This window comes from Actinomyces mediterranea, from assembly GCF_900155595.1.
In the GTDB taxonomy this organism is placed as follows: Bacteria; Actinomycetota; Actinomycetes; order Actinomycetales; family Actinomycetaceae; genus Pauljensenia; species Pauljensenia mediterranea.
In genome coordinates, this window is sequence record NZ_FTPB01000003.1 from 1 (window position 1) to 23,465 (window position 23,465).

General features: G+C 64.9%; 17 protein-coding genes. 3 read left to right on the plus strand and 14 right to left on the minus strand.

The features are described 5' to 3' along the window. Positions 1 to 302: 302 nt before the first annotated feature. The 11 genes from tyrS to pheS all read right to left on the minus strand — a co-directional run bounded on the left by tyrS (position 303) and on the right by pheS (position 14,339). Complete coding sequence (gene tyrS / locus BQ7471_RS01175; RefSeq protein ID WP_076463608.1) at positions 303 to 1,565, minus strand: tyrosine--tRNA ligase; 1,263 nt, start codon at positions 1,563 to 1,565, stop codon at positions 303 to 305. Between the two features lie 70 nt (positions 1,566 to 1,635). Beyond that, the gene (gene argH / locus BQ7471_RS01180) at positions 1,636 to 3,075 is read right to left on the minus strand and encodes an argininosuccinate lyase (protein WP_076463610.1); all 1,440 of its coding nucleotides are present in this window, start codon (positions 3,073 to 3,075) and stop codon (positions 1,636 to 1,638) included. Between the two features lie 31 nt (positions 3,076 to 3,106). Continuing rightward, positions 3,107 to 4,537: an O-antigen ligase family protein gene (locus tag BQ7471_RS01185; protein WP_159438502.1), complete on the minus strand. Its 1,431-nt coding sequence runs from the start codon at positions 4,535 to 4,537 to the stop codon at positions 3,107 to 3,109. A gap of 148 nt (positions 4,538 to 4,685) precedes the next feature. Continuing rightward, positions 4,686 to 5,909, minus strand: a complete 1,224-nt coding sequence (locus BQ7471_RS01190; RefSeq protein ID WP_076463611.1) for an argininosuccinate synthase — start codon at positions 5,907 to 5,909, stop codon at positions 4,686 to 4,688. Positions 5,910 to 5,954: 45 nt separating this feature from the next. Continuing rightward, a complete protein-coding gene (gene argR / locus BQ7471_RS01195; RefSeq protein WP_076463613.1) occupies positions 5,955 to 6,470 on the minus strand; it encodes an arginine repressor in 516 nt (171 codons plus the stop codon). Then, positions 6,467 to 7,699: an acetylornithine transaminase gene (locus tag BQ7471_RS01200; RefSeq protein WP_076463614.1), complete on the minus strand. Its 1,233-nt coding sequence runs from the start codon at positions 7,697 to 7,699 to the stop codon at positions 6,467 to 6,469. The genes argR and BQ7471_RS01200 overlap by 4 nt, the downstream gene beginning before the upstream one ends. After that, entirely contained in the window at positions 7,696 to 8,880 is a 1,185-nt protein-coding gene (gene argJ, locus BQ7471_RS01205) for a bifunctional glutamate N-acetyltransferase/amino-acid acetyltransferase ArgJ (RefSeq protein ID WP_076463616.1), read from the minus strand. Before argJ ends, BQ7471_RS01200 begins: the two co-directional genes overlap by 4 nt. After that, positions 8,877 to 9,938 carry an N-acetyl-gamma-glutamyl-phosphate reductase gene (gene argC / locus BQ7471_RS01210; RefSeq protein WP_083663229.1) on the minus strand — a complete coding sequence of 354 codons (1,062 nt, stop codon included), beginning with the start codon at positions 9,936 to 9,938 and terminating at the stop codon, positions 8,877 to 8,879. The genes argJ and argC overlap by 4 nt, the downstream gene beginning before the upstream one ends. A 65-nt stretch (positions 9,939 to 10,003) precedes the next feature. Beyond that, positions 10,004 to 10,495 (minus strand): flavodoxin domain-containing protein, encoded by a 492-nt coding sequence (locus tag BQ7471_RS01215; protein WP_076463619.1) that lies wholly within the window; start codon positions 10,493 to 10,495, stop codon positions 10,004 to 10,006. Positions 10,496 to 10,600: 105 nt separating this feature from the next. Continuing rightward, complete coding sequence (gene pheT, locus BQ7471_RS01220; RefSeq protein ID WP_076463621.1) at positions 10,601 to 13,252, minus strand: phenylalanine--tRNA ligase subunit beta; 2,652 nt, start codon at positions 13,250 to 13,252, stop codon at positions 10,601 to 10,603. 1 nt (position 13,253) lies between these two features. After that, positions 13,254 to 14,339, minus strand: coding sequence for a phenylalanine--tRNA ligase subunit alpha (gene pheS, locus BQ7471_RS01225; RefSeq protein ID WP_076463622.1), 1,086 nt, complete (start codon positions 14,337 to 14,339; stop codon positions 13,254 to 13,256). Positions 14,340 to 14,477: 138 nt separating this feature from the next. Between pheS and map the strand changes: the two genes are divergently transcribed. Together map and ppgK are read left to right on the plus strand one after the other, a co-directional pair. Next, positions 14,478 to 15,365, plus strand: a complete 888-nt coding sequence (map, locus tag BQ7471_RS01230) for a type I methionyl aminopeptidase (RefSeq protein ID WP_083663179.1) — start codon at positions 14,478 to 14,480, stop codon at positions 15,363 to 15,365. Between the two features lie 108 nt (positions 15,366 to 15,473). After that, the gene (gene ppgK, locus BQ7471_RS01235; protein WP_076463624.1) at positions 15,474 to 16,232 is read left to right on the plus strand and encodes a polyphosphate--glucose phosphotransferase; all 759 of its coding nucleotides are present in this window, start codon (positions 15,474 to 15,476) and stop codon (positions 16,230 to 16,232) included. Between the two features lie 77 nt (positions 16,233 to 16,309). Here ppgK and acnA read toward each other — a convergent pair whose 3' ends face one another. The 3 genes from acnA to BQ7471_RS01250 all read right to left on the minus strand — a co-directional run bounded on the left by acnA (position 16,310) and on the right by BQ7471_RS01250 (position 22,646). Beyond that, positions 16,310 to 19,000: an aconitate hydratase AcnA gene (gene acnA / locus BQ7471_RS01240; RefSeq protein ID WP_076464355.1), complete on the minus strand. Its 2,691-nt coding sequence runs from the start codon at positions 18,998 to 19,000 to the stop codon at positions 16,310 to 16,312. Between the two features lie 279 nt (positions 19,001 to 19,279). Further along, positions 19,280 to 20,593 (minus strand): class I SAM-dependent RNA methyltransferase, encoded by a 1,314-nt coding sequence (locus tag BQ7471_RS01245; RefSeq protein WP_076463625.1) that lies wholly within the window; start codon positions 20,591 to 20,593, stop codon positions 19,280 to 19,282. A 4-nt stretch (positions 20,594 to 20,597) separates the two neighbouring features. Then, complete coding sequence (locus tag BQ7471_RS01250; RefSeq protein WP_076464357.1) at positions 20,598 to 22,646, minus strand: APC family permease; 2,049 nt, start codon at positions 22,644 to 22,646, stop codon at positions 20,598 to 20,600. Positions 22,647 to 22,797: 151 nt separating this feature from the next. Between BQ7471_RS01250 and BQ7471_RS01255 the strand changes: the two genes are divergently transcribed. Next, positions 22,798 to 23,463 (plus strand): potassium channel family protein, encoded by a 666-nt coding sequence (locus BQ7471_RS01255; RefSeq protein WP_235821202.1) that lies wholly within the window; start codon positions 22,798 to 22,800, stop codon positions 23,461 to 23,463. Positions 23,464 to 23,465 lie beyond the last annotated feature (2 nt).

A 23,465-nucleotide genomic window follows, 5' to 3' on the forward strand; every position in this document is an offset into this window, starting at 1 on the left:
AAAACAAACAAACAACACACTATCGAGTTCACAAACAACACCCCACACCCCCAGCCACCACCCACAACAAGCAGCAACCACAAGAGCCAGGCACACCACCACAACCACAACAGGCCACAGCGACAAATGAATAATTTAGTACCTTGCAGCACTCACGTCAACTCAGAATCTATGCTCCCGATCACACTTGGACGAACCCTCCCACGATCACAGGGAAAACGTCCAGCCCGACGCGGCCAATCATTGCCGAAACGCCTGGTGGGGGCGCAAAAATGCACCCCCACCAGCAACAACTATGTCATTCACAACAGCTCGACCACAGCGAGATTCCTGCGCCCTCTGCGAATCAGCGCGCGGCCGCCCGCGAGGAGATCCGACTGCATGATCGGAGCGTCCTCGTCCTCGACCTTCACATTGTTGAGGTAGGCGCCTCCAGAAGCGACGGTGCGGCGCGCCGCACCGCGCCCCCTCTCCAGTCCCGTCTCCACGAGAGCGTCGACGATCGTTGATTCTCCCAGAGACAGCGACGCGCGCGGCAGATCGACCGTTGCAGCGGCCAGAGTCGCATCGTCGATCGTATGAAGATCTCCGCCGCCCCACAGTGCCCGAGTCGCGGCGAGAACTCTCTCGAGTTGCTCGTCGCCGTGCACGAGGCGAGTGACTGCAGCCGCCAGCGCCTTCTGGGCGGTGCGCGCATGCGGCCGCTCAGCGACCTCGACCTCGAGCGCCTCAATCTCCTCGCGGGTCATGAAGGTGAAGATCTTGCAGAACTTGATGACATCCGCGTCCTCGACCCGGAGCCAGAATTGGTAGAAGGCGTAGGGACTCATCATCTCGGGGTCGAGCCAGATGGCACCGCCCTCGGACTTGCCGAACTTCGTACCATCGGACTTCGTGATGATCGGGGTCGTCAGGACGTGGGATGGCGCGCCCTCAACCTTACGGATGAGGTCGACTCCGCCGATCATATTGCCCCACTGGTCATTGCCACCGGTCTCCAGCGTCGCGCCGTACCTGCGGTAGAGCTCGAGGAAGTCATTCGCCTGCAGGATCTGGTAGCTGAACTCCGTGTAGGAGATCCCCTCATCGGAGGCGAGCCTCCTGGCGACAATGTCCTTCGACAGCATCGTGCCAACGCGGAAATATTTGCCGACTCCGCGCAGAAGGTCGATAGCCGACAGTTCGGCGGTCCAATCGAGGTTGTTCACCATCGTTGCACCGTGGTCGCCCTCGAAATCGAGGAACTGCTCGATTTGTGAGCGCAGACGATCCGCCCATCCCTTGACGACATCAGCGGATTGGAGAATGCGCTCGCCCGACTGGCGAGGATCACCGATCTGACCCGTCGCGCCGCCGACGAGGGCGAGGGGCCGGTGGCCCGCGAGCTGAAGGTGGCGCATGAGGAGCACCTGAACGAGATGGCCATGATGGAGAGACGGAGCCGTCGGATCGAAGCCGCAATAGAAGGTGACGGGTCCCGCAGCCAGGTGCTCGCGCAGAGCATCAATGTCGGTGTGCTGGGCGATGAGGCCCCTCCACTGGAGCTCATCAAGGATGTCCGTCACGGCAGTAGCCTCTCTATCATTATTCATGTGATCGTTTCGTCTGATGCCCCGGATCAGGTGCGATGACAGTCTAGCGGGTGAGAGTCGCCGCCCATGTCCGACCATTGGCGATGAGCGCCTTCGCCTCCGCCAACTGTTCGGCGACTCTCTCGGGAGCGGTGCCCCCGCGCCCGAGCCTGGCACCCACCGAACCCTCCACAGTTAACACGTCGCGCACCTCGGGCATCAGTGCCGGGCTCGCCGACGTCAACTCCTCATCGGTGAGGTCGGCCAGTTCGACACCGCGCCCCTCGGCGATTTTTACGCAGGCGCCGGAGATCTCATGCGCCTCGCGGAAGGGGACGCCGCGCCTCACAAGCCACTCGGCGATATCCGTAGCGAGTGAGAATCCCTGCGGCGCAAGTTCAGCCATGCGCTCGAGGTTGAGCCGCATCGTCGCAATCATGCCGGCGACGGCGGGCAGGAGGACATCGAGGGTATCGATCTGATCGAAGATGGGCTCCTTGTCCTCCTGCAGATCCCGGTCGTATGCGAGGGGGATGCCCTTGAGGACGGTGAGGAGTGCCGTGAGGTCGCCGATGAGGCGGCCCGCCTTGCCGCGACCGAGTTCAGCGACATCAGGGTTCTTCTTCTGCGGCATGATCGATGAGCCCGTGGAGAATGCATCATCGAGGGTGACGTAGTCGAATTCCTTCGTATTCCAGATGACGATCTCTTCGCACAGGCGCGACACATCGACTCCGGTCATGGCGAGGATGAACGCGCATTCGGCGACGATGTCGCGCGAGGCGGTTCCATCGATGGAATTCGCCACCGAGTCGGTAAAGCCGAGTTGGCGAGCCACGGCGCGCGGATCCATCCCAAGAGTATTGCCCGCCAGGGCGCCCGAGCCATAAGGGGAGATCGCGGCGCGATCGTCCCAGTCGATGAGGCGCTCGATATTACGAAGGAGCGGCCACACGTGGGCGAGAAGATGATGCGCGACGAGGACGGGCTGGGCGTGCTGGAGATGGGTGCGACCGGGCATGACTGCATCGCCCGCGCTCTCAGCCTGCACGACGATGGCGTCGGCGACGTCGAGGATCCTCGCCGCCAAATGGCGGGCCTCATCTCGCAGATACATGCGGATGAGGGTCGAAATCTGGTCATTGCGCGACCTGCCCGCTCGGAGTTTGCCACCAAGATGCGTCCCGGCACGCTCCAAAAGCCCGCGCTCCAAGGCGGTGTGGACGTCCTCGTCATCGGGGCCCGGCACGAATACGCCGGAGGAGACATCGGCATCGAGGGCGTCGAGGGCCTCGTGCATCGTGGTGATCTCCTCATCGGAGAGCAGCCCCGCGGCGTGCAGCGCATCGGCGTGCGCATGGGAACCCGCGATGTCGACGTGAGCGAGACGGAAATCGAAATGGGTCGACACCGAGAGTGCTGCGAGCGCATCTGCGGGGCCACCTGAAAAGCGACCGCCCCACAAAGAGATATGCGAAGAGGATTCACTGGTCGTCGTAGTCACTCAAGAATCATCCACGATGACGGCGCATTCGTCACCTTCGGCTTAAGAAACGGACAAAGGCGTGCACCTTCGACTGGTAGTGGCGCTCATAGTGGGACAGCAGCGGCTGTTGCGAGGCGACCCACGCCGACACAATGACGAAGAGCAGCCAGTTGCCCTCGGACAGGAGCCTAGATTCGACGAAGGACTGGATGAACAAGGCGGTCATCAAGAGTGCGGGCGCACAGTCGATGGGCTTGCGCTCGAGGGCGCGCGATGCCAGGACGAAGCTGCCGTAGAAGGTGACGGCGACCGCCACGACGATGATGCCCATGCCGATGAAGCCGGTCTGGAAGAGGGCCTCGATATAGGCGTTATGCGCCTGGGTCGTGGGCGTCCCGTCGAAACGGACGACGAGGGTCGCGAACATCTCGATGTCGGTCGGCCAGCCGAGCGTCCATCCCCAGCCGAGGATGGGCCGCTGCTCGATGAGCGGCAGCAGCGTCCGCCAGATGTCTCCGCGCCCCGACATATCCGGCGAGCGTCCGAGGAGGTCGGTCAGTTGAACCCTGAAGATCAAGCCGAGGAGTGCGAGGAGGAGCGCCACGAGAGTGTGCGCTGAAATGACCCTCGCCCGGTAGCGGTAGGGAATGTAGGAGATGGCGATGAAGGCAATGGCCACGGCGAATGCCGCAGCGATGATAACGATCACCGTGGAGGATCGCGTCAGTGCGAGTGTCGCAACGCCCGCGCCGACCCACACCAGGGTCATGATGGTGTCATTGCGCCGCTGCACCCAGCGGACGCACAGGCAGATGATGAGGAGCAGGGCGATAAAAGCGAGGGGGTTGCGGTTGCCGACGAATCCTTTGATCGGCCCCCCGAGGAAGAGGTTGTTGTCCACCCAGTAGTAGAACTCGGGCACTTCCTCCCAGTCGCGCATGGTCAGCGGGGCGAGGCGTTCGCGCAGTACGAGGGAGACGAAGGCTTCGAGTATCAACGAAACGATGAGGACGGACTTGAAGGTGGTGATGAGCAGATCGACGATCTCCTCGAGGCCGGAACTCGCTTCGATGCACAGCGCCGTCAGTGTCGCACCGATGGACACGGCGGCATTGAGTGCGCTTCTGACAGGGTAGAACGACCATGTGACGGACAGGGTGCACACGAGGACGAAGAGCAGCGGCGCCACCGTATAGCGGCGGCGCCTGAGCGTATGCTCCGAGGAGAGGTAGGCGAGGAAGAAGACGAGGAAGATGACTCCCATGACGATGCCGGAGCCGTAGTAGCCGACGATATTGCGAACGCCCTGACCGGCGAAGCCGAAGAAGAGGACGATGATAGTCGACAGTCGCAGCACCTGGTCGGACCACGGGCCGAATCGGCTGCGCAGCGGGGCACGCAGGGTGTCGATCGCGGTGAAGAATGCGTCTCTTCGTGACGGACGGTACCCCTGGGCCTCAGTCCTCGAGGAATCATCCATGGGCACAGCGTCAACCTTCATATGTCGTGACTCTAGACGACTCAAGTCGCCGAGCGCCCTCTGCGAGCGCCCATGGAAGCATCTCATATGAATCGTGCGGAGAGGGCCATTGAGCCTTCTCCCCATGATTCCGATTCAGATCTGCAACTCAGTACCCGGTCGACTTGCCCATTCGGGCGTCACGAGCCGCAGCGAGCTTCGACTGCAAGCCGTAGATGTCGATGAATCCGCGCGAGGACGATTGGTTGAAGGTATCGCCGGTTTCATAGGTCGCGAGGTTGAAGTCGTAGAGCGAGGCATCCGAGCGTCGGCCGCTGACCGTCGCGCGTCCCCCGTGCAGTACTATGCGGATATCGCCCGACACGTATTCCTGAGTGTCTTCGATGAACGCGTCGAGGGAGCGTTTGAGGGGAGAGTACCATTGCGCCTCGTAGACGAGTTCCCCCCATGTCTGCTCGATCTGTCGCTTGTAGCGGCGCTGGAGGCGCTCGAGGGTCAGCGATTCGAGCGCCTGATGCGCCTCGATAAGGGCGACGGCTCCGGGAGCCTCGTAGATCTCTCGGGACTTGATGCCGACGAGACGGTCCTCGACCATGTCGATGCGGCCGACGCCCTGGGCTCCGGCCCGCTGATTGAGTTCTTGAATCGCTTCGAGGGGCGTCATCGGGCGACCGTCGATCGCAACGGGGATTCCGCGGTCGAAGGTGATGACGACTTCGTCGGGAAGCGGCGGGTACGTCGGGTCGTCGGTGTAGACGTACACGTCCTTGGTCGGTGCATTCCACAGGTCTTCGAGGAAGCCGGTCTCGATGGCGCGGCCCCACACGTTCTGGTCGATGGAGAAGGGGTTGTGCTTCGTCGTCTCGATCGGCAGCTCATGGGTGTTCGCGTATTCGATGGCGACATCGCGAGTCAGAGCGAGGTCGCGGACCGGGGAGATGCAGTCCATGTCGGGCGCCATCGATGTGATCGACACTTCGAAGCGCACCTGGTCGTTGCCCTTACCGGTGCAGCCGTGGGCGACGGTGTGGGCGCCGAATTCGCGTGCGGCATGCACCAGGTGCTTGGCGATGACGGGGCGCGACAACGCGGAGACCAGCGGGTATTTCCCCTCATAGAGGGCATTGGCCTTGAGGGCGGGCATGCAGTATTCGCTCGCGAACTCATCACGGGCGTCGGCGACATAGGCCTCGACCGCTCCACAGTCGAGCGCGCGCTGACGAATGGCTTCGAGGTCCTCGCCGCCTTGGCCCACATCGACTGCTACTGCGACGACCTCGCGGCCGGTCTGCTCGCCGATCCATCCGATTGCGACGGATGTGTCGAGTCCTCCCGAGTAGGCGAGAACAACCCGATCCTTATGTTGACTCATTTTTCTTCCTTGTTCCTAGTCTTCTTGACGTTGAGTGGGAGCCGGTCAGAAGCCGTCCGCATCCTGGCCGGGTTCGGCGAGTTCGAGGAGCAGGCGTTGGACGTTCTCCGCGTCCAAGGCGCTGCGGCAGATCACGAGGATCGTGTCGTCTCCGGCGATCGTGCCTGCGACTTCTTCCATCCTCACGGCATCAATCGCCGATCCGAGAAGATTCGCCGCACCGACTGTGGTGCGCAGGACGAGTTGGTGTTCGACCCGGTTGGAGGTGACGAGGAGGGATTGGCACCACTTGGCAAGTCGGACGTGCCCCGCCTCGCCGTCGTGGGTCGCTCCTCCGTCGATGTCAGGCAGCGAGTAGACACGGGTGCCTGCGGCATTGCGGACCTTCGTCGCCCGCATGTCGACGAGGTCGCGCGAAAGGGTCGCCTGGGTGACATCCACTCCCTTGGCGGCTAGGCGCGTTTGGAGGTCCTTTTGCGATCCGATTTCCTCAGAGGCGAGTAGGGCGCGGATGATCTCTTGGCGCGCAGCCCTCGTCTGCGGGATGGCTCGCGGTGTCATGCTGATTCCTCCTGGCTGGCCATGGCATCGGAGATGATCGACGGGAGCGCGCGGGTGAAGTCGGCTGCCTCGTTGCGTCTGAGTGTGAGCGCCGGTGCGAGCCGGAGTGTTGACGGCCCGGTCGCATTGAGGATGAATCCCCTGGCCCGCCCAGTCGTGACGACGGCGGGGGCGATAGGAGCGTCGAAGTCGATTCCGATGAGGAATCCGCGTCCGCGTACCGCACTGACGTGCTCGACACGGCTGAGCTCGCCCATCCATTCCTCCGATACTCCCCTCACGTGGGAGAGAAGACTCTCGCGCGTCATGGTGGCGAGGACGGCGAGCGCGGCGGCGGCGCAGATCGGGTTGCCGCCGAAAGTCGTGCCGTGCATCCCGGGGCCGAGGATGAGCGAGGCGGGTCCCAGTGCGACGCATGCGCCGATCGGCATGCCGCCGCCGAGCCCTTTCGCCAATGTGACGACATCCGGGCGCACACCGGAGGCATGATGGCCCATCCAATCGCCGGTTCGCCCGACGCCCGTCTGAACTTCATCAACGACCATGATGGCATCGAATCGGGTACACAGGTCCCGCACCCTCTGCAAATAGGAATCGGAGAGCGGATGGACTCCCGCCTCCCCCTGGATCGGTTCGACGAAGATGCCCGCGACGTCGTCCCCCATCGCGGCTTCGAGGGCGGCGAGGTCATTAGGGGCGATGAATTCAACGTCGTTGATGAGCGGGGCGAAGGGGAGCCTGTAGGGCTCCTTCCACGTGAGGGAGAGCGCCCCGAGGGTGCGTCCATGGAACGCGTGGTCGAGGGCGAGGATCCTCCGTTTGGGCGTTGTGGAGGCGTTCGCGTGGGCCTTGACGATCTTGAGCGCGCACTCATTCGCCTCGGTGCCAGAGTTCGCGAGGAACACCCTCGAATCTACGGGGGCGCCCTGCGGTTCGACGATGGAGAGGATCTTCTCGGCGAGTTCAATCTGGGGCGGCGTGGCGAAGAAGTTCGAGACGTGGCCGAGAGTCGAGGCCTGCGATGCGATCGCATCGACGACCGCGGGGTGACACTGTCCGAGGACGTTGACGGCGATGCCCCCGAGCAGATCGAGGTAGCGATTGCCGTCGGCGTCAATGACATGCGCGCCCTCGCCCTTGACAAGGGTGAGCTGGGGCGTGCCGAAGGTGTTCATCACCGATGAGGCGTATCTGTCGGTCCAGTTCGATGCCGGAGTGGGAGTCGTCATGATGAGTAGGCGCTGTTCTCGTGTACGTAGTCGTGGGTGAGGTCATTCGTCCATACGGTGACGGTGTCCTCGCCGGCGTGCAGATCGATGAGGACGCGGACCTCGCGGGGGGTCATGTCGACGAGGCCGCGGTCCTCCCCAGCGCCGCCGCGGCACACCATGACCCCGTTGATGGACACGTCGACGTGCGCGGGGTCATAGGGGGCGATGGTGGCGGGAACGGTGCCGACTTCGGAGAGGATGCGCCCCCAGTTGGGGTCATTGCCGAAGACGGCGGCTTTGAAGAGGTTGGAGCGGGCAACGGCCCTGGCGACCGCCTCACCTGCGGCTTCGCTCGACGCGTGGACGACGGTGATGTCGATGTCGTGGCTGGCGCCCTCCGCGTCCGCGATGAGCTGGCGGGCGAGACTCTGGCATGCGGCGCGCAACTCCTCGGTGAATTCCGCCGCCTCGGGGGCGATGCCCGAAGCGCCCGATGCGAGCAGGAGGACGGCGTCGTTGGTCGACATGCAGCCGTCTGAGTCCGTGCGGTTGAAGGTCGTGCGGACGGCCTCATCAAGGGCCGCCTGCGCCTGGGCGGAGCCGATGAGCGCATCGGTGGTGATGGTGCACAGCATGGTGGCCAGTCCGGGGGCGAGCATTCCCGCTCCCTTCGCCATGGCGCCGATCGTCCACCCCGCCTCAGTCGTGTGGGCGTAAGTCTTGGAGACGGTGTCGGTGGTGCGGATCGCGTCTGCCGCGCTCGTTCCCCCCTCAACCGAGTCCGTCAGTGAGGCGACGGCGTCGGCCGCGCCCGCGAGGAGTTTGTCCATCGGAAGGCGCACGCCGATGAGGCCCGTTGAACACACGCCGATCTGCGCGGCGTCGAATCCGAGTAGTGAGGCGACGTGGAGCGCGGTGTGTTCGGCGTCTTCCATTCCCGCCGCGCCCGTGCAGGCATTGGCCCCGCCCGAGTTGAGGATGACGGCGCGCATGGTCTGGCGCGAGAGGTGATCGCGGGTGAGGGTCACGGGGGCGGCGACGACGCGATTGGTCGTGAACACTCCCGCGGAGGCGGGGCTGGGTCCGTCATTGACGACGAGGGCGAGATCCCTCAGGCCCGCGGTCTGTTTGATTCCGGCGCACACGCCCGCCGCCCGGAATCCCCTGGGCGCTGTCACTGCTGCTGACTGGCTGTTCATGGTGCGACTCCGATCATGGGGATGGCTGTGAACTCGTCAATGCCGAGGGCGATATTCGCGCTCTGAACGGCCGCTGCGGCTGTGCCCTTGCCGAGGTTGTCGATGGCCGCCAACGCGATGAGTGTGTCCGCGCGTTCGTCGATGGCGGCGTGAATGAGAGCGAGGCCGGTTCCCTGAATGGGACCGGTGGTGGGGACGGCGCTGGTGAGTCGAATGAGCGTCTCATCGTCGTAGACCGAATACGCGGCTGCAACTGCGTCCGCATCGGCACAGTCGACCAGCGGCGCGACCACTGTTGCAAGGATCCCCCGTGAGGTCGGGACGAGGACCGGGGTGAAGCTCAGACCAATGTCACCCGGATTCGCCCCATTGACCGCCCAGTTCTGGATGATCTCGGGGATGTGGCGGTGGGTTCCGCCCACGGCGTAGGGCGCCATGGTGCCGAGGGCCTCGGATGCGAGCAGATGCGCTTTGAGGGAGCGCCCCGCTCCCGAGTAGCCGACGGCGAGGGTGGCGACAACATGAGAGGAGTCGACGAGTCCCGCTGCGATCGCGGGCTGCATTGCGAGGGTCACGGCAGTGACATTGCACCCGGGGACGGCGATGCGCATGGTCGATGCGAGAAGTCGGCGTTGATGCGTCGCATGGGCCTCTCCGACATGGAGGAGTTCGGGCATCCCATAAGTCCAGGCCGGTGAGAATTCAGAGCCGTAGTAGTGCGCCCAGGCCTCGGGATCGGTGAGACGGTGGTCCGCAGCGCAGTCGACGATGAGGGCCTTCTCCCCGGCCGCTTCGAGTTCGGCGGCGAGGGCTCCCGAATGGCCGTGCGGCAGCGCAAGGAAGATGACATCGTGGCCCGCGAGCGTGCCGACGTCCGTCGGCTGGATGACGAGGTCGGCGCAGGGGGTGATGTGGGGGTGGATGTCACCGAGCCGCTGTCCGGCGGATGACGCCGCCGTCACCGTTGTGACGGTGATCTCGGGATGCGAGGCGAGGAGTCTGATGACTTCCCCGCCCGCGTAGCCGGAGGCTCCGGCGACTGCTGCAGTCACACTCATATGCATGAATATACATATTCATGCATAATTCTAATTCAGGTGTCCATCAACCGAACACCGGTTCGCTACAGAGAGGCCAACTCCGCGTCAATGGAGTCCGCCCATGCGTCGACCTCTCCCCAATCGCGGAAATCGCCCTCAACGACACCGGCGAGGCGCGCCACCGATCGCTCCCGCAGGGTCAGGAGCGACGGCTTGTAACGCCCGGCGAACATATGGACATCGCGCGCCTTGATGCGCGTCAGCAGAGGTCCAATGCGGGTGGCATCCTGCGGCGCGTGCTTGGGCACCCCGTTCATTCCGACGGAGAATGCCCACACCGGCTTGTCCTTGAGCTGGGCCGAGAAGCGCTCCATGAAGTGACGGGCTCCATTCATCCACTGGAGGATGTACACCGGGGACCCGCACACGACCGCATCATAAGAATCAATGGATTCGACGTCATCCGGGGCAATCCGATCCACTGCGTGGCCCGCCGTCTCGAGGCGCCGCGCAATGGCGTTGGCGACCTCATCGGTAGAGCCGTGCTTGGATGAGGCGGTGACAAGGATGTGCATGAGTCCAGTGTGACAGATGCTCCGGCCCGCTGTGTGTCCGTTGGTCCCACCTGAGGCGGGATGCACACACGGCGGGCCGGTAGCGGGTTCCTCGTCCGAGAAGGACTAGGAGCGCAGCTCGGCGCCCAGGGTCTTCGATGCGCGAGCCACGATATTCGCGCGGACATCCGCGGACTCGGCAGCAGTGAGCGTATGGTCCTCGGCCCGCAACTTCAGCGCGAACGCGTAGGACTTCACCCCCTCGCCGAGTTGATCGCCCTCATAGATATCGAAGAGGACGGCGTCTTCAAGGAGAGGGCCTGCGCCCTGGCGGACGACCTGCTCGATGCGTGACACGGGCACCGATGCGGGAAGCACGAGGGCAATGTCTTCCTTGGCGGCCGGATAGGTCGAGACGGGCTTGACCTGGATGGGTTGAGTCGCCATCTGCGCCACCAGCGCTGACAGGTCGACCTCCACCGCGCATGAGCGCTCAGGCAGTCCGAAGGAGCGGCACACCGACGGGTGGAGTTCACCGGCGAGGGCGACATCAACGAGGTCGCGCCCGGAGCGGACGAAGAAGCGGGCGAGGCGACCCGGGTGCCAGGGGGCGACACGAGCGGGATCCTGCTCGGAAGGGGGCATCGGGGGCCCTTTGACGACAACGACCTCAGGCTCCCACGCTCGGCACGCCTCCAAGCGCACGCCAATGGATTGCGCGATGATGCGGACGATGTCAACGGAGTCGGACCAGTCGAAGCTGCGCTCCTCCTCGACGATGGGAGAGCCGGATGCACGTCCCGCCAGGACGACGCCGATATGCCACGGCTGGTTCGGAGTCCCTGCGTTCAAAGCGGCGAGTTCTTCGTCGCTCGGACGCTGCTCTGCGCTGAGCAGACCCATCGGAACGGTCCCCTCGGGTCGGATGACCAGACCCGACTCGAAGATCGCGACCCGGTCCGCGCCGCGGGAGATATTGCGCCCGGCGGCGTCGAGGAGGGTGTCGAGGATCGATGTGCGCAGCCACGGCGCATCCTCTGCGAGCGGGTTGCGCAGGCGCACTGCTCTCCTTCGCGGATCATCGTCGGTGAAGCGCTGGCGGTCGAAGGAGTCCGACACGAAGGGGTAGGTGAGCACCTCCGTGAGCCCCGCATGGGCGAGGGTCTCTGAGACTCGGCGACGTGCTCTTTGGGCGGAGGTCAGCCCCCTGCCCGCAGGGGCGACCGGGAGGATCGAGGGGATCTCGTCGAAGCCGTGAAGCCGGGCGATCTCCTCGACCAAGTGGGCGGGGCCCACGAGATCGGGGCGCCACGACGGCGGGGTGACGAGGAAGCACTGCTCGTCGGTCGAGTCGCTCACCGTGCACCCGATCATCTCGAGGTAGGAGCGGAGCCCGGGGGGCGTGTGCTCCACGCCGGTCAGGCGCTCAGTCTCGGAATATGCGAAAAGAATCGGCTCGGCGCCGACCGTGTTGTCCATATCGAAGACTGCGGGATCGGCCGCTGCTCCGCCGTATTCGACGAGGAGGTCGACGGCGCGCTGCGCGGCGACGGCGGGCAGGCGGGGATCGCTTCCGCGTTCGAAGCGCTTCGACGCCTCCGAAGGAAGGCGGTGCCTGCGCGCTGTGCGGGCGATCGACACCGCGTCGAAGTGGGCGGCTTCGAGGAGGATATTCGTCGTCGACTCCTCAACCTCGGAATACTGGCCGCCCATGACGCCGGCCATGCCGATGATGCGCGACCCGGTCCCCTCGGGGGAATCCGTGATGAGGAGGTCTTGCGGGTCGAGCGCATGATCCGCATCGTCGAGCGTCGTCAAATGTTCTCCGGGGCGCGCCCGGCGCACAACGATCGGGGCGGCGAGCGCATCGAGGTCGTAGGCGTGCATCGGCTGCCCCAGGTCGAGCATGACGTAGTTCGTCACGTCGACGGCCAGCGACAGCGAGCGCATGCCTGCGGCCTCGAGTCGTTCCACCATCCACCGGGGCGTCGGAGCGGTGGGGTCGATTCCGCGGACGATGCGCGTCACGAAGCGGTCGCATCCTGCGCGCCCGTTGATCGGCGCGTCGTCGTCGACGACGACGGGGAAACCGTCCTTCGTGGGATCGGGAACCGAATCGACGAGGGTGCCCACGAGCCCGGGGTCGCGGAAAGCCGCTCCCGTCGAATGGGAGAACTCCCTGGCGACTCCGCGCATTGAGAAGCAGTAGCCGCGATCGGGGGTGACGTTGATCTCGAGGACTTCCTCTCCGAGACCGAGGAAGGAGACCAGATCGGTACCGGGGGCCGGGATCTGCCTATCGGGGAAGTACTCGGTCAGCACGATGATGCCAGTGTGGTCGGTGCCGAGTCCGAGTTCGCGCGCCGAGCAGATCATGCCGTCGGAGATGTGTCCGTACGTCTTGCGCGCCGCGATTTGGAAGTCGCCGGGGAGGACGGCCCCGGGCAGGCTCACCGCAACGAGGTCCCCCTCGACGAAGTTATGCGCGCCGCAGACGATGCCGCGACTGGCGACATCTGCGGGTTCTTTGCCTGTGCCGGGTGCATCGTTGTAGTCGCCGACATCGACCCTGCAGTAGTTGATGGTCTTGCCATTGGACGCGGTCTCCTTGATGAGGGACAGCACCTTGCCGACGACGAGGGGGCCGATCACCTTCGCCGGGTGGATCGTCTCCTCTTCGAGGCCGACCTTGACGAGGGCGGCGGCGAGTCCGGGGGCATCCATCCCCTGGGGCACGTCGACATGGTCGGCGAGCCAGCTGAGCGGAACCATGGGCATGTCAGCGCCCCTTTCCGTAGAGACCGAATTGCTGGGAGAAGCGAACATCTCCCTCGACGATGTCGTGCATGTCGGAGATGCCGTGGCGCAGCATGAGCGTGCGCTCAATGCCCATGCCGAATGCGAAGCCAGTGTATTCGTCCGGATCGATGCCGTTGGCGCGCAGCACATTCGGGTTCACCATTCCACAGCCCCCGACTTCGATCCAGCCGGCGCCGCCCTTCTTCTGGGGGAACCACATGTCGAGTTCTGCGCTGGGCTCTGTGAAAGGGAAGAAGGAGGGGCGCAGACGGGCCTTCGCGTCGGGCCCGAACATCGCCTTCGCGAAATGGTCGAGAACGCCCTTGAGGTGCGCCATGGTGAGGCCTTTGTCGACGGCGAGCCCTTCGACCTGGTGGAAGACCGGGGTATGAGTCGCATCAAGGGCGTCGGAGCGGAAGACCTTGCCCGGACACGCGACGTATAGGGGGACACCCCGGGCGAGCAACGAGCGCGACTGCACGGGGGAGGTATGGGTGCGCATGACGAGGCACCCGTCTTCAGGAGCGTCGCCCCCGATCGTCGTGCCATCCACATAGAAGGTGTCCTGCATCTGACGAGCCGGGTGATCGATGTCGAAGTTGAGCGAGTCGAAGTTGAACCACTCGTGCTCGACCTCGGGGCCCTCGGCGATCTCCCAACCCATGGAGGTGAAGAAGTCCTCGATCTCCTCGATGAGGGTCTCGATCGGATGACGCGCGCCCATGGTGCGGCGCGGACCGGTCGCAGTCACATCGACGGCCTCGTTGACGAGGACGCGGGCCTCGTGCTCGACCTCAAGGATTTCCTGGCGGGAGGCGAGCGCCTGTGTGATGGCGCTGCGCGCGCCGCCGAGGTTCTTCCCCGCCGTTCCTCGGTCCTTCGGGTCGAGCGAGCCGATCGTCCGGTTGGCCGCGACGAGGGGCGCCGTAGTGCCGAGCACCGCCTGGCGCACCGCTTTGAGAGCGTCGAGGTCGCCTGTCGCTTCGATATCCGCAAGAGCCCGGCACGTGAGGCTCTCCACAGCGGCCGAGTCAAGGGGATCGAGGTCAGAGGCGTGAGAGGCCATGTCCTGCTTCCTTGGTCTGAGTCAATTCATTGAGCGCATATGCGTCACGCCATGATAGTGCCTCTGGCAGTATTCTTCGTCGACCGTCCGCCGATGGGTTGTACGACCCTCCGGGCGCGCGGGTCTACCCTGGGAGCCATGACTCATGAAGAAGATCTCGCCAAGCGAGCCCCCCTGGGGACGCTCGCTCCGGGACGCGTCTCCGCGCTGCGGGCGGTCCCCGAACACATCGCCCGCCCCGAATACATGTTCCACACGGGGCCCGAGCGCGTCACCGCCTCCGATGTGAAGGATGCGTCCACGATCGAGCGCATCCGCACCGCTGGGCGCATCGCCGCCCAGGCGCTCGAGGCCGTCGGACGCGCGGTGGCCCCCGGAGTGACAACCGATGAACTCGACCGGATCGGCCACCAGTTCCTCATCGCCCACGACGCCTACCCCTCATGCCTGGGATACATGGGATTCCCGAAATCCCTGTGCACCTCCATCAACGAGGTCATCTGCCACGGCATCCCCGACGACCGCCCCCTCGAAGAGGGCGACATCCTCAATGTCGATATCACCGCGTATGTCGACGGCGTTCACGGCGACACCTGCGCAATGTTCGAGGTCGGCGCCGTTGACGAGGAGTCGCACCTGCTCATCGAGAGAACGCGCACTGCGATGATGCGCGGCATCAAAGCAATTGGCCCGGGCCGCGAGATCAACGTCATCGGCCGCGTCATCGAGAAGTACGCCAAGCGCTTCGAGTACGGCGTCGTGCGCGACTACACGGGGCACGGCGTCGGCGAGGCCTTCCACTCCGGGCTCATCATCCCCCATTACGATGCCGCGCCCGCTCATGCGACGGTGATGGAGCCGGGCATGGTGTTTACGGTCGAGCCGATGCTCACCCTCGGCGGAGTCGAGTGGGAGCAGTGGGACGACAATTGGACGGTCGTCACCGCGGATCGGTCCCGGACCGCTCAATTCGAGCACACGGTCGTCGTCACCGAGGACGGCGCCGAGATCCTCACCCTCCCCTGAGGGATCGCTTCGGGGTGTCCGGCGTGTTCATTCGCGTCGGACACCCCCTTTTGCCCCGCGCGTGGGTTATGATTTCGATCACATACGCTTTACTGCCCGGGAGGCATCATGACCACAGTCGCATGCGGAATCGATATCGGCGGATCAGGGGTGAAGGCGGCACTCGTCGACCTGGGAAGCGGTGAGTTCATCGGAGAGCGCATCCGGATCACCACACCCAAGCCAGCGACCCCCGAAGCCGTCGCCGAGGTGTGCCGCCAGCTCCTCGAACAGTTGAATGTCGGCCCCGAAATCCCGGTCGGCATCGCCTTCCCCGCCCCCGTGATCCACGGCGTTATTCCCTTCATGGCGAACCTTGACGACTCGTGGGTCGGCGTTGATGTCAACGCCCTCATGGACTCGGTCCTCGGCCGCGACGTCGTCCCGCTCAATGACGCGGATGCGGCGGGCCTCGCAGAAATCGCCTATGGGGCGGCGAAGGGTGTTGAAGGCGTCGTCATCATCACGACTCTCGGCACCGGCATCGGCTCTGCCGTCGTCGTCGACGGGACCCTCGTTCCCAATACCGAACTCGGCCACCTGGAGATCGATGGCTACGACGCTGAGAAACGCGCCTCCTCGGGACAGAAGACTCTCCAGGACCTGTCGTGGAAGAAGTGGGCAAAGCGCCTTCAGCGCTACTACGGTCACGTCGAGATGCTCTTCTCGCCCGATCTGTTCGTCGTGGGCGGGGGCGTGTCGAAGAACCATGAGAAGTTCATGCCGCTGCTCAAGCTGAAGACTCCGATGGTACCCGCCAAGCTCTTCAACACGGCTGGCATTGTCGGCGCCGCCTGGTACGCGGCGTCGAAGACGGCGACCGACTGAGCCGCCACTATTCGTGTGACGGGCCCCGCCCTCGTCCCCGATGAAGAAGACGAGGGCGGGGCCGTGGGCTATCCTCCTCAGCCGCGGCGGGCGAGGTTGCGCAGCACGTACTGCAAAATGCCGCCATTGCGGTAGTAGTCGGCCTCGCCGGGGGTGTCGATGCGCAGGCGCGCGTCGAACTCGATGGGCTGCGCACCCTCACGCACCGCTCTCACGCGCAGCGTGCGGGGCGTGACCCCGTTGTTGAGTTCTTCGACCCCGGTGATGGTAATGACCTCGTCGCCCGTCAAGCCGAGCGAGTCGCGGGTCGCGCCGTCGGGGAACTGCAGAGGCAGCACCCCCATGCCAATGAGGTTCGAGCGGTGGATGCGCTCGAAGGACTCGGCGATGACGGCCTTGACACCGAGCAGGGACGTGCCTTTGGCGGCCCAGTCGCGCGATGATCCCGAGCCGTATTCCTTCCCGCCGAGGACGACGAGCGGAGTCCCCTGGGCGAGGTAGTCCTGCGCCGCCTCGTAAACGGTCGTCGTCGGCGCGCCCTCGCGAGCGAAATCCTTCGTGAATCCGCCCTCGACTCCGGGGAGCATCTCATTGCGGATGCGGATGTTCGCGAAGGTCCCGCGGATCATCACCTCGTGGTTGCCACGCCGCGACCCATAGGAGTTGAAGTCCCGCCGCTGCACCCCATTGTCGAGGAGATAGCGCCCGGCGGGAGTATCGGGAGCGAAAGCGCCTGCGGGTGAGATGTGGTCGGTCGTCACCGAATCGCCGAGCTTGAGCAGCACGCGAGCGCCGTGGATATCCGACACGAGTGCGGGCTCCAGGGTCATACCCTCGAAGTACGGGGGCTTGCGGACATATGTGGAGTCTTCATCCCAGGCGAAGACATCGCCCTGCGGGGTGTCGAGGCTGCGCCAGCGCTCATCCCCGGCGAAGACATCCGCGTAGTCTTTCTCAAACATCTCACGATCGATGGACGCGTCGATGACGGCCTGCACCTCAGCCGGGTCGGGCCAGATGTCGCGCAAGAACACTTCGGAGCCGTCCGCAGGGTCGATGCCCAGCGCCTCGGCGTCGAAGTCGAAGTCCATGGTTCCTGCGAGTGCATAGGCGATGACCAGCGGCGGGGAGGCCAGGTAGTTCATTGTGACATCGGGGTTGATGCGCCCCTCGAAGTTGCGGTTACCCGAGAGCACGGACACGACGGCGAGGTCGTTGTCATTGACGGCTGCGGAGACCTCGGGGGCGAGGGGCCCGGAGTTGCCGATGCAGGTGGCGCAGCCGTAGCCGACGAGGTTGAAGCCGAGGGCGTTGAGGTCCTCCCACAGTCCGGCCTTCTCGTAGTAGTCGGTGACGACCTTCGAGCCGGGGGCGAGCGACGTCTTGACCCACGGTTTCGAGGCCAGTCCCCTCTTCACGGCGTTGCGCGCGAGGAGCCCCGCGGCCATCATCACCGACGGGTTCGACGTATTCGTGCACGATGTGATCGAGGCGATCGCAACATCGCCGTGGTTGATACGGGTACGCGTCCCATCAGCGAGGGTGATGTCGACGTCCTCGATGGGATCGCCCGGCGCATAGGTCGAGATCGTCGCAGCGAAGGACTCCTTTGACTCGGCGAGGGGGATGCGGTCCTGCGGGCGCTTGGGCCCTGCGATCGAGGGGACGACCGTTGACAGGTCGAGTTCGAGGTACTCGGAGTACGCGGCCTCACGCGACGGGTCGTGCCACAGGCCCTGCTCTTTCGCGTACGCCTCGACGAGGGCGACCTGCTCGTCGGAGCGCCCGGTGAGGCGCAGATAGTCGAGGGTGACGTCATCGATCGGGAAGATCGCGGCGGTCGAACCGAACTCGGGCGACATATTGCCGATGGTCGCGCGATTGGCGAGCGGCACTGCGCCCACGCCCTCGCCGTAGAACTCGACGAACTTGCCGACGACGCCGTGGGCGCGCAGCATCTGAGTGATCGTGAGGACGACGTCGGTGGCGGTGGCGCCAGCGGGGATCGACCCGGTGAGTTTGAAGCCGACGACGCTGGGAATGAGCATGGAGACGGGCTGGCCGAGCATTGCCGCTTCCGCTTCAATGCCCCCGACTCCCCATCCGAGGACGCCCAGGCCGTTCACCATCGTCGTATGCGAGTCGGTTCCGACGCAGGTGTCGGGGTAGGCGACGCGGGTGCCGTCCTCGGCGACAGCGGTGAAGACGGTGCGGGCGAGGTGTTCGATATTGACTTGGTGGACGATGCCTGTCGAGGGCGGGACGACGCGGAAGTTCTCGAAGGCGCCCTGGCCCCAGCGCAGGAACTGGTAGCGCTCCTGGTTGCGCTCGTATTCTCGTTCGACATTGCGCTCGAATGCGATCGGCGATCCCGCGACGTCGATCTGCACGGAGTGGTCGATGACCATTTCCGCGGGGGCGAGAGGATTGATGAGGGTGGGGTCCCCTCCGAGGTCGGCGACCGCCTCGCGCATGGTGGCGAGGTCGACGATGCAGGGGACGCCCGTGAAGTCCTGCATGATGACGCGGGCGGGGGTGAACTGGATCTCGGTGTCGGGCTGGGCTTGGGGATCCCAGTTCGCCAGGGCGAGGATGTGATCGCGCGTGACATTCTCGCCGTCTTCGGTGCGCAGGAGGTTCTCCGCGAGGACTTTGAGTGAGTACGGGAGCGCATCGAGGCCGTCGACAGCGGAGAGCCTGTAGATCGTGTAGTCAGTGGTTCCGACTGTCACAGTCGAGCGCGCACCGAAGCTGTCAATGCTCGTCATATGTCCTCCTGGCTCGGACTCATTGAGGTTCATGGCCTATTCATGGCTCGTTCTTTACCCAGGGTACTGTGGCGAACCCGCCGTGCAAGCGAACGTCTCGCTTATGCGCGGCAACGGCCCCAGCGCGCGGGAAACGGCGCGTCCACGGGATCGGGAGGCTGCTGACATCCCGCCGCTGCCGCCTGGGAAAATGGTGACGGCGCGTGCGCGTATTATCCGCCGGTCAGCCGAGCACCGTGTCGACATTGTCCGCAGTGACGACCCGTATGAGCAGGGGCGTCACCCTTGCCTCACGGCTACGGCGAGAGTCTCCACGTGGTGCGTATGGGGGAAGAGGTCCCATGCGGCGAAAGACTCCAGCCCATAGCCCGCCTCTGTGAGGAACCTCAAGTCGCGCGCGCCCGCAGCCGGATCGCAGGACACGAGGGCGATGCGCGTCGGCGCGACTGCCGCGATCGCCTCGCACACGTCGCGCCCCGCTCCCGCTCGGGGAGGATCGAGGAGAACGAGGTCAATCGGCCCTCCCGCCTCACCCGCCAATTCGCCCGCTCCCGCAGCATCGACATCGCCGACGAAGGTCTCAGCCCACGGGTAGTCGGAGACATTCGCATTCGCGTCGCCCACCGCCCCCTCATCGCCCTCGAGGGAGACGAGTCTCCCCGAGCTCCCAATCGCATCGGCGAGGATGGAGGTGAATAGCCCGGAGCCGGAGTAGAGCTCCATCACCGTCATCCCCTCAGTGATGCCGCATGAGTCGTTGATGGCGCCCGCGAGGACCTGCGCACCCGCGATATGCGTCTGCCAGAAGCCCGTTGGGCGCACCCTGTAGGAGTAGTCGCGCCCGGCGACGCTGATAGTCCAGGTGAGGGCGTTGATGTCGGTGGGGCGTGCTTGGGCGTCGAAGATGCCCACGGGCGTGATGACGACCGGATCGGTGCCATTCGGGGCGACGACGCGGACCCTGTCGGCGGGTGCGAAGCGATCCCTCCATGGTGAATCGTCGTCGAAGAGGCCGAGGCTGCGGATCGAATCGACGGCGAGCGGCATATCGTCGAGGGCGACGACGTCGCTGCTGCGGTAGCGGTGCATCCCGGGGCGTCCGTCCTCGTCGATGACGAGTTCGATGCGGGTGCGCCTGCCCGTGAGCAGATCATCCGGATCCGTGTCCGTGGGGGCGGCTTCGACGCGCACCCCTCCCAGTTCGTTGACGGCCCGGGCGAGGTCCTCCCCGCCGACTCGTCTGAGCTGGCCCGCGATGACGTCGCGCTTCCACGCGCGCTGAGCCGCAGGGCGGACATGGGCGAGTTCCCCGCCACCCACTCCCCCGGGCCCGGCCTGCGGCCACACCGAATCGATGCGGTCCTCGGAGGGCCCGAGGATCTCGACCGCATCCGCCCAGGCGAGAGTTTTGCGCGTCGATGTGATGCGCGCGCGGACCCTCTCACCGGGCAGTGCGTGTCTGACGAAGACGACGCGCCCGTCCTCGTCCCTGGCGACACAGGCCCCTCCGTGGGCGGGCCCGCCGACGGTCAGTTCGACGATGCGCTCAGCGGGCTCAGTGCGCCGAGGGCGCTGGTATCTGCGTCGTGCCATGGGGTCAGTCTCTTCCGTTCGATTCGGATCGGGTGTCGTCAGCGGTGGCGTCGTGCGCCCGCGTGGGAGTCGACTCGCGTTTGAAGGGGTCGTTGACGAGTTGACGGCCCTCGACCTCGTCGTCTTCGCCGAGCTTCCACGGGACCGTTGTGATGACTACTCCGGGCACCGACAGCAGCGCCCTGCGCAGGCGCAGCGCCGTCTGGTTGTGCATGATGTTCTCCCACCAATGGCGCACGAGGAACTGCGGCATGTAGATGACGAGCATCTCGCCGGGGGACCTGCGCCGCCTCCCCCGCACGTATCCGAGGACGACCTGGTTGAGGTCTCGGTAGGGGCTGGACAAGAGGGTGAGTGGGATCGGCAGACCCGACTGCTCCCATTCCTTGCGGATGTGGGCCTCTTCGTCGGAGTCGGCGACGACGGAGACGAGTTCGAGGGCGGAGGGCTGGGATGCCCGGGCGGCTGCGACGGCGCGCATTGACGACTTCGACAGGTTGGAGACGAGGACGAGGGCGCGCACGCGGGTCGGAAGCGCGCGTTTGGCCGACCAGTCGTCGACGCGCAGCTGCTGCCGGACGATGTCGTAGTGGTGATGGATTCCCTGCTGGATGAGGAACACCGTAAAGATCATGATGAGGGTGATCCACGCGCCATGCGCGAACTTCGTGACGAGCACGACGATGAGGACCAGTCCAGTCATCATGAAACCGATGACGTTGACGGCGCGCGAGCGCAGCACCTGTCCGCGTTCGATTCCAGTCTGCCGCGTACGCAGCGCACGATTCCAATGCCGAATCATTCCGAACTGGGACAGGGTGAAAGAGATGAACACGCCGACGACGTAGAGCTGGATGAGTCTCGTCGTTTCGGCGTTGAACCCGATAATGAGCGCAATGGCGACAAGCGCGAGGACGACGATGCCATTCGAATAGGACAGCCGGTCTCCCCGCTTGTACATCTGACGCGGCAGGAAGGAGTCGCGCGACAGGACAGAGGCGAGGGTGGGGAACCCGTTGAACGCCGTGTTCGCCGCGAGGACCAGGATGAGACCGGTGACTGCAGTGACCAGCAGGAAGAGGGGCGATCCGTGACCGAAGACCGCAGATGCGATCTGGCCGATCGCGGGGGCGATCGCCGTGTCCGCGGGCAGTGGCTGCCCATTGTAGGTGAGCTGCGTGGCGGGGTCCTCGACGATTCTCACCCCCGCCGCGCGCGACAGCAGCAGGATGGACAGCATCATGGACGCTGCGATCGCGCCGAGCAGGGCGAGGGTCGTTGCGGCGTTCTTCGACTTGGGCCGCTTGAACAACGGGACGCCGTTGGAGATCGCCTCGACTCCGGTGAGGGCGGCGCATCCGGATGAGAAGGCCCTCATGAAGAGGAATGCCCCTGCGAGTCCGACGAGGCCGTTCGCATGCGCCGCGTCGGGGACGATGTCGAAGTCAGCCGTGGGCGCCCGCCCCAGTGAGCCGGTTATCCATTCGGCGGCGCCGACCGCGATCATGAGGGCGATGGAACCCATGTAGATGTACGTCGGGATCGCGAAGGCACCGCCCGCCTCCTTCGTTCCCCTCAGGTTGAGGAGGGTCAAGATGATGACGAGCCCGACGGCGATGGCGACCTCGTGTCCAGCGAATCGCGGCACAGCCGTCGTGATGTAGGCGGCGCCCGAGGAGATGGACACGGCGACTGTGAGGATGTAGTCGACGAGCAGCGCCGCGGCGACGACGAGTCCCCATGTGCGTCCCAGGTTCGTCGACACCACTTCGTAGTCCCCGCCGCCCGACGGGTAGGCGTGGACCGTCTGGCGATAGGACAGGACGACGACCACGAGGACGCAGACGACTGCGACGCCCACCCAGAAAGAGTTCAGGGCGGCGAGGCCGCCCGCTAGGGCGAGGGTCAGGAGAATCTCGTCGGGAGCGTAGGCGACGGACGACAGTGCGTCGGAGGCGAAGATGGGAAGTGCAATGCGTTTGGGCAGCAACTGTCGCCCCATGGCATCGGATCGCATGGGGCGACCGATGAGGAGTCTCTTCACTCTGGACATGACGTTATACGACACGCAGGTAAGCCTAGACCCCGATGGCGCCTAATCAAGCCCCGCGCTTCAATTCCCCCCAGCGCTCAGCGATTGTGTCGGCGCGGGGTGTTTCCTTGGCATTGTTGGAAGGGCGGGCTCAAGCGAGTAGGTTAGGGGTGTGCATTTCGTGATTTTGGGCTGCGGGCGCGTGGGATCGATCCTTGCCACGGAGTTGGACGGGGACGGCCACTCGGTTGCCGTCATCGACATGGATCCGAAGGCGTTCTCGCGCCTTCCCTCGGACTTCTCAGGGCGCCGGGTCACCGGGGTCGGCATGGACCGCGCGGCCATGCGTCAGGCGGGCATCAAGGACGCCTATGCCTTCGCGGCAGTGTCCAGCGGCGATAACTCGAATGTCATCGCGGCCCGAATCGCCCAGGAGGTGTTCCACGTCCCCCACGTCGTCGCCCGCATCTACGATCCGACGCGCGCCCACGTCTACGAACGCCTCGGCATCCCCACTGTCGCCACAGTGAAGAGGACCGCCGAATCAGTACTCAGGCGCATGCTCCCACCCGATGCAGCCGTCACGTGGACCCACCCCACCGGGGAGGTCTCCCTCGTCACGGCGACTCCCGAAGCATCGTGGTACGCCACCCCCTTCCCCGTTGTGGAGGAGCTGACGGGTGAGCGCATCGCCTTCGTGTCCCGGCTCGGCAACGTCGTCCCCGCCAGGCGCGACCTCGTCGTCCAAGAGCATGACCAGCTGTACTTCGCCGTTGCGGGCAACGATTCGACGCGCCTGCGCACCATCCTCACGTCAGCGCCGAAACTGGAGGACTAACG